Genomic DNA, 8,928 nt, shown 5'->3' with positions numbered 1-8,928 from the left:
TAACTTTCTTGGAAATATTTGTAATGAAATTTACTCAAAAAATCAAAGAACGTTTATTTTATGAAAGCTAATAAGTCGCCCGCTAATAGAAAAGAGCAATTAAATTCCCAAAATTTTCTTATTCAATTCCACATCAGCACCACCACCAGCAAAATCATCAAATACTTTAGATGTTGCCTGAATAATGTGTGAATCAATAAATGGAGCACCTTCAGTAGCACCTTGAACAGGGTCTTTAATAGCACATTCCCATTCTAACACTGCCCAGCCATCATAACCGTATTGTGTTAATTTAGAGAAAATAGAACCAAAATCAACCTGACCATCGCCCAAAGAACGGAAACGACCAGCACGATTTACCCATGACTGATAGCCACCATAAACACCTTGTTTTCCTGTTGGATTAAACTCAGCATCTTTTACGTGGAACATCTTGATTCTTTCGTGATAGAAATCAATGTATTGTAAATAATCTAAACATTGTAATACAAAGTGAGATGGGTCGTAAAGCAAGTTAGCACGTTTGTGATTGCCTACTTTTTCTAAGAACATTTCGAAAGTAACGCCATCATGTAAATCTTCACCAGGGTGGATTTCGTAGCAAAGGTCAACACCTGCTTCGTCGAAAGCATTCAAAATTGGTAACCAACGGTTTCCTAATTCTGTAAAGCCTTGATCAACCAAACCAGCAGGACGTTGTGGCCAAGGATATACCGTATGCCACATCAAAGCACCAGAGAAAGTAGCATGCGCATTCAAGCCTAGGTTTTGAGACGCTTTTGCAGCCCACTTCAATTGCTGAACTGCCCATTCTGTACGAGCTTTCGGATTGCCTTTTACTGAATCTGGAGCGAACCCATCGAACATTACATCATAAGCAGGGTTTACTGCTACTAACTGTCCTTGTAAGTGCGTTGAAAGTTCAGTGATTTGGATACCCTTATCAGCCAATTTTCCTTTTAGTTCATCGCAATACGTTTTTGACTCTGCTGCTAATTGAAGGTCGATAGCACGAGCATCCCACGTAGGAATTTGTACCCCTTTGTATCCCAAATCAGCTACCCAAGAAGTGATAGAATCAAGCGTATTAAAAGGTTCTGTATTATCTAAAAATTGAGCTAAAAATATAGCTGGTCCTTTGATTGTTTTCATGGAATTAATTGTGAGTTGTGAATGAGTGAGTTATGAGTCTGAACTCTTTTTTCTCAATAGTTCTCGTGTTGTTTTTCTAGATTTTGATAGAATTTTTAATATTTCATTTCCTTCTTCCATTAAACTTTTCAATTTTACTTCTTGAAAGAAATTAGCATCAATTGAATATTCTATCCAAAAAATACTTTCATCCAGTTCTTCAATGACAATACTTAATTTGGCAAAAAACTCTCTGTTACTTCTTGCTCTTCTTACAGCACGATAATTAGCAACAGTTGAAGCAGAAGAGCGAGCTAATTGTCGTGCAATATTTTTGGCAGACAACGACCTTAAAAATAATTCATCACAAACAGGAATACACCTAAGTCCAAAGCTTTTTATTCTTTGGAACATTGTTTCTGCAAATTCTCTATTTGTAAAACTATTTTGCACTTTATTGTCTGATTGTGTAGTAACAATAAATTTTATAGTTGTGAATTAGCGTCGTAATGAATTTTTATTCACCATTCACTAACTCACAACTTTATAACATCACTAAACGCTATACCTTCACCCAGCTTTGGCTTCTGTGGCTATCAAGGATTCTTTCGCAGATTAATAGTTCTCTATAACCATCGGCAAAAGTAGGATAGTTTGGTTTTTCTGGTTGTTTACCTTCGGCAATGGCCGCATATACTTCTTTGAATAATTGCTTAGAAGTATCAGGGAAACCCTCATTGTGTCCACCAGGGAAAGTCATCAAAGCACTTGCTTCTGGATACGCTAAAGAAGGGTCACGCATTAACGATTGGTTGTAGCCATCACGGTTACCAATCCAAAGTTCGTTTGGTGCTTCTGAGTTGAAAGCAAATGTTTTCTTGCCGCCAGAAATTTCTAGTTTCAATTGGTTTTTGCGCCCCGCTGAAACTTGTGATACCGTTACCGAACCACGATTTCCGTTGTCAAAACGCAATAATACGTTGGCATGGTCTTCAGTAGTGATAGGTACATCAGCATAGTCTTCTGGTTGAAGCATTTTACCTGAATAGGTTTCTACTGGTTTCAATGGTTTCTTACGAGTTTTGTGGATAGTATTAAAATCAGCCATTACTTCAACTGTTTTTAAGCCTGTGATATACTCGATAATATCCATTAAATGCGAACCAATATCGGCAATAGCACGCGAATCTCCAGATTTATCTGGTTCTAAACGCCAGTTATAATCTGTTTCGTAAAATAACCAGTCTTGTAAATAAGAGCCGATTACTGAATATACTTCACCTAAATCACCTTTTTCACGCATCGTTTTCATTTGGCGAACCAAAGGATAATAACGCAAGTTAAAGTGAACAGCATTTACTAAGCCTGTTTCAGCAGCTAATGCTACCAATTCTTCTGCTTCGTGTAAATCTTTGGCTAATGGCTTTTCGCAAACAACGTGTTTCCCTGCCAATAAAGCAGCTTTCGATTGCGAATAATGTAAGAAGTTTGGCGTACAGATGTGAACACAAACAATGTCTTCCATTGCTAAAAGTTGTTCAAATGTACAAGGACGTTCGATGCCTAATTGTGTAGCCTTGGCAGTAGCTAATTCGATATTTACTTCACAAAGAGCAGTTACTTCCACATTAGGAAGTCTTCTAAGAGCTTCGATGTGCGCGGGTCCAATAAAACCGGTACCGACTACACCAACTTTAATTTTTGACATGAGTTAAATATTTGGATTTGGGGATAATAAATTTATTTTGATTGTTTTATTTATATATGCATTTCTCGTGAATATATCCACAAAAAATACTTTTATTCTTTAGAAATTAAATTGGAAACATCCCAAAGTTGCCATTTTTTCTTTTTGATATTGCCTTCATTTTTTTTCAGAAGTGATAGAAAAAGAGATAAGCCCAGAGGCTCATTACCATTTGCATGCACCAATACTAAACTTCCTTGTTTTATCAACTGACCTTTAGCTAGCCATGCGTCACTGCCGAGAGGTAATAGTCCATAAGAAAGAATCTGATCAAAGATAGGCTTACTGGAAACCAAGCCCGGAAATCTAAAATATATTGAGGGAACAAGACCGTTCATCAACATAGCTTGTTCATTTAAAAATACTTCGTTGGCAATCACTGTCCCTTTTTCAAGTAAGAAATTATCGATTAAAGGTAATTTTGGGTCATAATGATGATTGAAGCTATGATTAACCCAAGTAATCTCTAAATTCCCAGCAGTTTCCTGATTAATCAACCATTTTAAATCATCCTGATGGCTTTTCATCCATAATCCAGTTACGGTAATTGTAATAGGAACTGGACGTTCAGAAACTTCAAAACCTTTGATAACACTCGTGAAAAAGCCTCTTGCCAGAGGTTTGGTAGAAGGGCATAAATCTACAGTCAAACTAAACCCATTGAGGGTTGAATCACTTTTTTCGATGCCAGCATCTTGCAGTCTATAATCTTTTGCCTTTTCAAAATTCCACGCTTGAATATATTTGCTTTTTTGATAGCCTTGCAGTACCTCATCCCATTGAAGGGGTTGAACAGCTACATTTTTAACAATACTAGTTTTTAATGTATTATGGTTAATGCCCAGATACATCAGATTACCATTTTGTACCCATTTTCGAACTACCAAACCTTCTGAATATTTTCCAAAAAACACTTGATAATCAGTAAGCTGAGCCAATGATTTGGTAAAGCACACAACTGTAAGCGTAAAAATTAAGCAATATTTCATCTTAAATAGAGATAGATTTTCTTCAATTTCAGATTGCGTTCACACAAAAATAGAAAAGACTTTAAATAAAATTATGTTGCTTTGTCTGTTCAGTTTTATGAATAATTTTCAAATTTACAGAATAAATAATACCCTGCTAATATTTTTTAGAATTAGCAGGGTATATTAATGTATCAAAACGATAAAATGATTTTTCTTCCTAAATAAAGCTAGCCTAGCATATCTTAAACTAAAACGATAGCTATTACTTTATTTCACCAATATTCCTCTTTTAATTTCTACTCTGTCAGGCAAAATCATGGCTGAAGGATAGCTTTCTTTGATGTTTACAAAGTATCTTTCAGCGTCCATTCTATTAAGGAAATCGCCAATTTTTACTTTATAAATGGGTTGTTGATAACTAAGGTAAGGGAATATCTCTGGGTAAGTTTGGTAAGTATAAATTTTGGCATCATCAGCCGCTTTTCTATCGTTGCCCACATAAATTTGAATACGGAAGCCATTAGCATAGCGTACACCTTTGTTTCTAACCGAGATAGTATCTAAAATAGCATCCAGTTTCTTGTTGATGTGCATGGGTTCTTCTGTTAAATAACCCTTTTTTGACTTATTTTTATCATCGCTTAATGTATCGCCAGCTTCGTTTAGTTTTTTATACTTGGGTAAATATTGCGACAAATCCTCCTCATAAATTTTGTCTAATTTTTTATGAGATGTTTTTGAATTAGCACTACCAGAGGACGACCCTTTGCTAGAAACTACCTTTGAAGAACAAGCACTTAGAATGACTAAAAATATGTATAAACAAATTGAAAGGAAACGTTGCATATAAAATTGAGTTTTTCAAATAGACTTTTGGTGGTATTAGAAAAGAAGAATTCATCAAAGATACAATTTTTGACAAAAACTTGAAATACCCTTTACTCATTGTAACTTTGTTTGCTGTATTGTACTGAGTTAATCCTGATTTTTGATTTATAAATACCCATGAATATTCAACAAAATATTTCTTTAAAACCCTTCAATACTTTTGGTCTGGAAGCTTCTGCACAATATTTCGTTGAAGTAAGTACAGTAGAGGATTTAAAAAAAATACTTCAAAATCCTGATTTCAAGAAACTTGATAAATTATTCTTAGGCGGAGGTAGCAACCTTTTATTGACTAAAGATTACGAAGGATTAGTAGTAAAAATTGCCTTGAAGGGTATAGAAAAAGTTTTTGAAGATGAAAACCACATTCATATCAAAGCTGGGGCTGGTGAGATTTGGCATCAATTTGTGATGTACTGTGTTGAAAATAATTATGCAGGCATTGAAAATCTTTCTTTGATTCCAGGCACGGTAGGAGCGGCTCCTATGCAAAATATCGGTGCTTATGGGGTAGAAATAAAAGATGTTTTTGAAGAATTGCAGGCGCTTAATTTAGAGACACTCGAAATAGAAACTTTTACCTTAACCGAGTGCCAGTTTGGTTACCGCGAAAGTGTTTTTAAGCATACTTTAAAAGGTAAATACGTCATTACGGCTGTTACTTTCAAGCTAAGCAAAGTGCCAAATTTTAAAGTAGCCTATGGTGATATTCAGAAGACTTTAGCCGAAATGAATGTTACGGAACTGTCTATCAAAGCTATTAGCGATGCTGTAATTGCTATTCGTAAAAGTAAACTGCCCGACCCTGCCGAAATTGGTAATTCTGGAAGTTTCTTTAAAAACCCAGAGATTCCGCTAACGCAATATCAAAAACTATTGATAGATTTTCCGACATTACCAAGTTATCCAATTAACGAAACCACTGTAAAAGTACCAGCAGGTTGGTTGATAGAACAGGCAGGTTGGAAAGGCTTTAGAGATGGACAAATTGGTGTTCATGCCCGTCAGGCTTTGGTTTTAGTAAATTATGGTGGCGGAAATGGGAATGATATTAAAGCCCTTGCCGAAAAAGTACAGCAATCAATTGTGGATAAATTTGGTATCAAATTGAGTCCAGAAGTAAATTATATATAACAATATCTCAAAACATGAATATCCCAAAATTAAAACATACCGAAACCAATAATTTTTTCTTGATGGCAGGAAGTTGTGCGATTGAAAGCCGTGATTTAGCCTATGAAATTGCGGAAAAAATTAAAGGACTAACAGACCAATTTGGTATTCCTTATATTTTTAAAGGGTCGTATCGCAAGGCAAATCGTACCAAATTAGATTCTTTTACAGGCATTGGTGATATTGCAGCCTTAGAGATTTTACAAGAAATTGGTAATCATTACGACTTACCAACGGTGACTGATATTCATGAGTCGCAAGAGGCTGAAATGGCTGCGAAGTATGTAGATGTTTTGCAAATACCAGCTTTTTTATGTCGTCAGACAGATTTATTAGCTGCTGCTGCCCGTACAGGCAAAGCTGTAAATATCAAAAAAGGTCAATTTATGGCAGGTATTTCTATGAAATTTGCCGTAGAAAAAATCCTGCATGAAAACCCTTCTGCACAGGTATTTTTAACAGACCGTGGTAATTCTTTTGGCTATGGTGATTTAGTGGTAGATTACCGCAATATCCCTGAAATGCAAGCACATGGGGTGCCTGTAGTGATGGATTGTACGCATTCATTGCAAAGACCTAATCAAACAACTGGCGTAACGGGTGGACAACCAAAAATGATTGAAACCATTGCAAAAGCAGCTATTGCTGTAGGAGCAGATGGTATTTTTATTGAAACACACCCGAATCCTGCTATTGCAAAATCTGATGGAGCAAATATGTTGCCTTTGGATAAACTAGAAGAATTATTAGAAAAATTAGTTAGAGTACGTCAAGCAGTGATTTAAGTGATGAGCTAGTGTGTTAAAGTGTTGATATGTTGTGATTTATATTAACATTATAACAATGTTTATTTTACATTGACCACTTAATTATTAAATTAGGGATTGTTTGATTATTTTTATCTAAGGTATATAAGTCGAATCATAAGAAGAGCAACGAGTATGGATTACTCTTGCTCTTTTTAGATTAGGTATATTCAATTCATTCAAGTTATTTTGTTTTTCAACGCTTATTCTTCAAAAACAATGTTCAGAAAATCCTTTTTACTAACTTCTATTGGTATTGTTCTTTCTTTGTGTACAGCCTACACAACACCAACATCTTATGCTTTTGATAGCCATCTACAAGAGCCAGCCACCAAAACGGCGAAGGACTTTCCAGAGAAGTTTGAAACGGCTTCAAAAGGTCGTTATGAAGCTGATCTAATAAGTACTGCTACTGGTGAATGGAATTTGGACAATGCCATGATTGGTAGTGCCGAAAACGACTTGAAAAACGGAGAGAAGTCTGTTAGAATGAAAGAGAATGCCAAATTGACGATGAACTTCGATATTCCAACAGGCATTCAACTAGTGAAATTGAAGTATGGTGTTTATGGCACAGATGAGGAGGCAAGTTTTGAGCTTTGGGTTTCGACCAATGCGGGTAAAACTTGGATGAAAATGGGGAAAGCCATAAAAACGAAGGATAAAAAGCTAAAGTCGGTATCTTTTGAAGTAAATTTTACCAAGCCAAGTAGGATTGAAATCAGAAAAACAGATGGCACGGCGAATCGATTAAATATTGATGATATTAGCATTGTTACTTACTCAAATAACACTAAACAAACCAATGTAGCACCTCCTGTTACTACCACTACAGCACCAAAAGAAGTAGAGGTAACTGTGTCCTTGGTGCCTACTCGTGATGATAATTTAGCTTTGGGGAATCCTTCAAAAGCGGTTGCTAATACGTCAACCCCTAATAATTATTTATTGACAAAAAATGCCTACACACTCTCATATAATAAAAGTAAAAACATTGCTAATTGGGTTTCTTGGCATTTAAGCAAAGCTTGGAAAGGCGATGCTGCTCGTCAAAATAATTTCCGACCAGATAATACTTTACCAGCAGGTTGGTATCAAGTTACTCCAAGAGACTATTCGGATGCAGGATTTGATAGAGGACATTTATGCCCTTCGGATGACCGTGATGGAAGTCCAGAGGAAAACCAAGAGACTTTTTTCATGACGAACATGGTTCCACAAGCACCTGAGAATAACCGTGGAATCTGGAAACATCTAGAAGAATACACTCGGACTTTGATTGACCAAGGAAATGAGTTGTACATTTTAGCAGGAACTTTAGGCGAAGGCGGTAATGGTAGCAATGGAAGTGCCAAAGCAATTGGTAAAAATAATAACATCTTGGTGCCAGCATCTCTCTGGAAAATAATTGTGGTTTTACCTGTTGGGGATAAAGATGTGGCTCGTATCAATGCTAAAACTAGGGTAATTGCTGTAAATATGCCCAATCAGAATGCGATAGGGGCAGACGACTGGAAAAAATATAGGACATCGGTAGATGAATTAGAACGCTTGACGGGCTATGATTTTCTGTCTAATGTACCAACGAGCGTCCAAGCAGTTATTGAAGCGGGAGTTGATAAGTAAAGATTGTTAGCTAGATAACTGAAATAAAATGCCAAAAATCACACTGGAAACCATCATACAATCAGATATTGAAATCTGTTTTGATTTAGCTAGGAGCATAGATTTACACAAAATTTCTACTGCTCATACAAATGAAAATGCGATTGATGGAACAACGACAGGTCTTATCAATTTAGGAGAGACTGTCACTTGGGAGGCAAAACATTTTGGTATCAAACAACAATTGACATCAATTATAACGGTATTTAGTTATCCAAATCATTTTAGAGACGAACAGCTTAAAGGTATTTTTAAATCATTTGTTCACAATCATTCTTTTGAGGTAAAAGATGAAAACGTAATTATGACGGATGTTTTCATCTTTGAATCCCCCTATGGGATATTGGGTGAAATTTTCAACAAAGTAATATTAACAAAGTACCTCACTAAATTATTAGCAGATAGAAATAAAATCATTAAGGAATATGCTGAATCAGATTTGTGGGAATTAGTGTTGAATAGAAAATAATCTTTCAAAGATGCTCTATAAATTTCTTCAAGTAAAGAAAATATTTTAAGTTTTTTTAAGAAAAAATCAGGGGAAAAG

Annotated in this window: 9 protein-coding genes; 4 read left to right on the top strand and 5 right to left on the bottom strand. The window is 35.7% G+C overall.

Annotated elements, in window-relative coordinates; all coding sequences use genetic code 11:
- Positions 1–99 precede the first annotated feature (99 nt).
- The 5 genes from AC07XN_RS21730 to AC07XN_RS21710 form a co-directional block, all read right to left on the bottom strand.
- Positions 100–1,152, bottom strand: a complete 1,053-nt coding sequence (locus tag AC07XN_RS21730; RefSeq protein ID WP_309912641.1) for a sugar phosphate isomerase/epimerase family protein — start codon at positions 1,150–1,152, stop codon at positions 100–102.
- A 30-nt stretch (positions 1,153–1,182) separates the two neighbouring features.
- Positions 1,183–1,545 carry a four helix bundle protein gene (locus tag AC07XN_RS21725; protein WP_494744577.1) on the bottom strand — a complete coding sequence of 121 codons (363 nt, stop codon included), beginning with the start codon at positions 1,543–1,545 and terminating at the stop codon, positions 1,183–1,185.
- A 148-nt stretch (positions 1,546–1,693) separates the two neighbouring features.
- Entirely contained in the window at positions 1,694–2,839 is a 1,146-nt protein-coding gene (locus AC07XN_RS21720) for a Gfo/Idh/MocA family protein (protein ID WP_309912638.1), read from the bottom strand.
- A gap of 92 nt (positions 2,840–2,931) precedes the next feature.
- A complete protein-coding gene (locus AC07XN_RS21715; protein ID WP_494744576.1) occupies positions 2,932–3,867 on the bottom strand; it encodes a polysaccharide deacetylase family protein in 936 nt (311 codons plus the stop codon).
- 249 nt (positions 3,868–4,116) lie between these two features.
- Complete coding sequence (locus tag AC07XN_RS21710; protein ID WP_309912634.1) at positions 4,117–4,695, bottom strand: SPOR domain-containing protein; 579 nt, start codon at positions 4,693–4,695, stop codon at positions 4,117–4,119.
- 159 nt (positions 4,696–4,854) lie between these two features.
- Here AC07XN_RS21710 and murB point away from each other — a divergent pair, with 159 nt between their 5' ends.
- From murB to AC07XN_RS21690, 4 genes are all read left to right on the top strand, one after another.
- On the top strand, positions 4,855–5,871 hold the full coding sequence (murB, locus tag AC07XN_RS21705) for a UDP-N-acetylmuramate dehydrogenase (RefSeq protein ID WP_494744575.1): 1,017 nt from the start codon (positions 4,855–4,857) through the stop codon (positions 5,869–5,871).
- Between the two features lie 14 nt (positions 5,872–5,885).
- Positions 5,886–6,695 (top strand): 3-deoxy-8-phosphooctulonate synthase, encoded by an 810-nt coding sequence (kdsA, locus tag AC07XN_RS21700; RefSeq protein WP_492802024.1) that lies wholly within the window; start codon positions 5,886–5,888, stop codon positions 6,693–6,695.
- A 240-nt stretch (positions 6,696–6,935) separates the two neighbouring features.
- Entirely contained in the window at positions 6,936–8,342 is a 1,407-nt protein-coding gene (locus tag AC07XN_RS21695) for a DNA/RNA non-specific endonuclease (RefSeq protein WP_494744574.1), read from the top strand.
- 28 nt (positions 8,343–8,370) lie between these two features.
- The gene (locus AC07XN_RS21690) at positions 8,371–8,850 is read left to right on the top strand and encodes an SRPBCC family protein (protein ID WP_494744573.1); all 480 of its coding nucleotides are present in this window, start codon (positions 8,371–8,373) and stop codon (positions 8,848–8,850) included.
- Positions 8,851–8,928 lie beyond the last annotated feature (78 nt).

Source organism: Arcicella sp. GW458-12-2-14-TSB2, assembly GCF_059423785.1.
The sequence above is the reverse complement of the archived record's forward strand: the minus strand, read 5'-3'. Positions and strand labels throughout refer to the sequence as shown.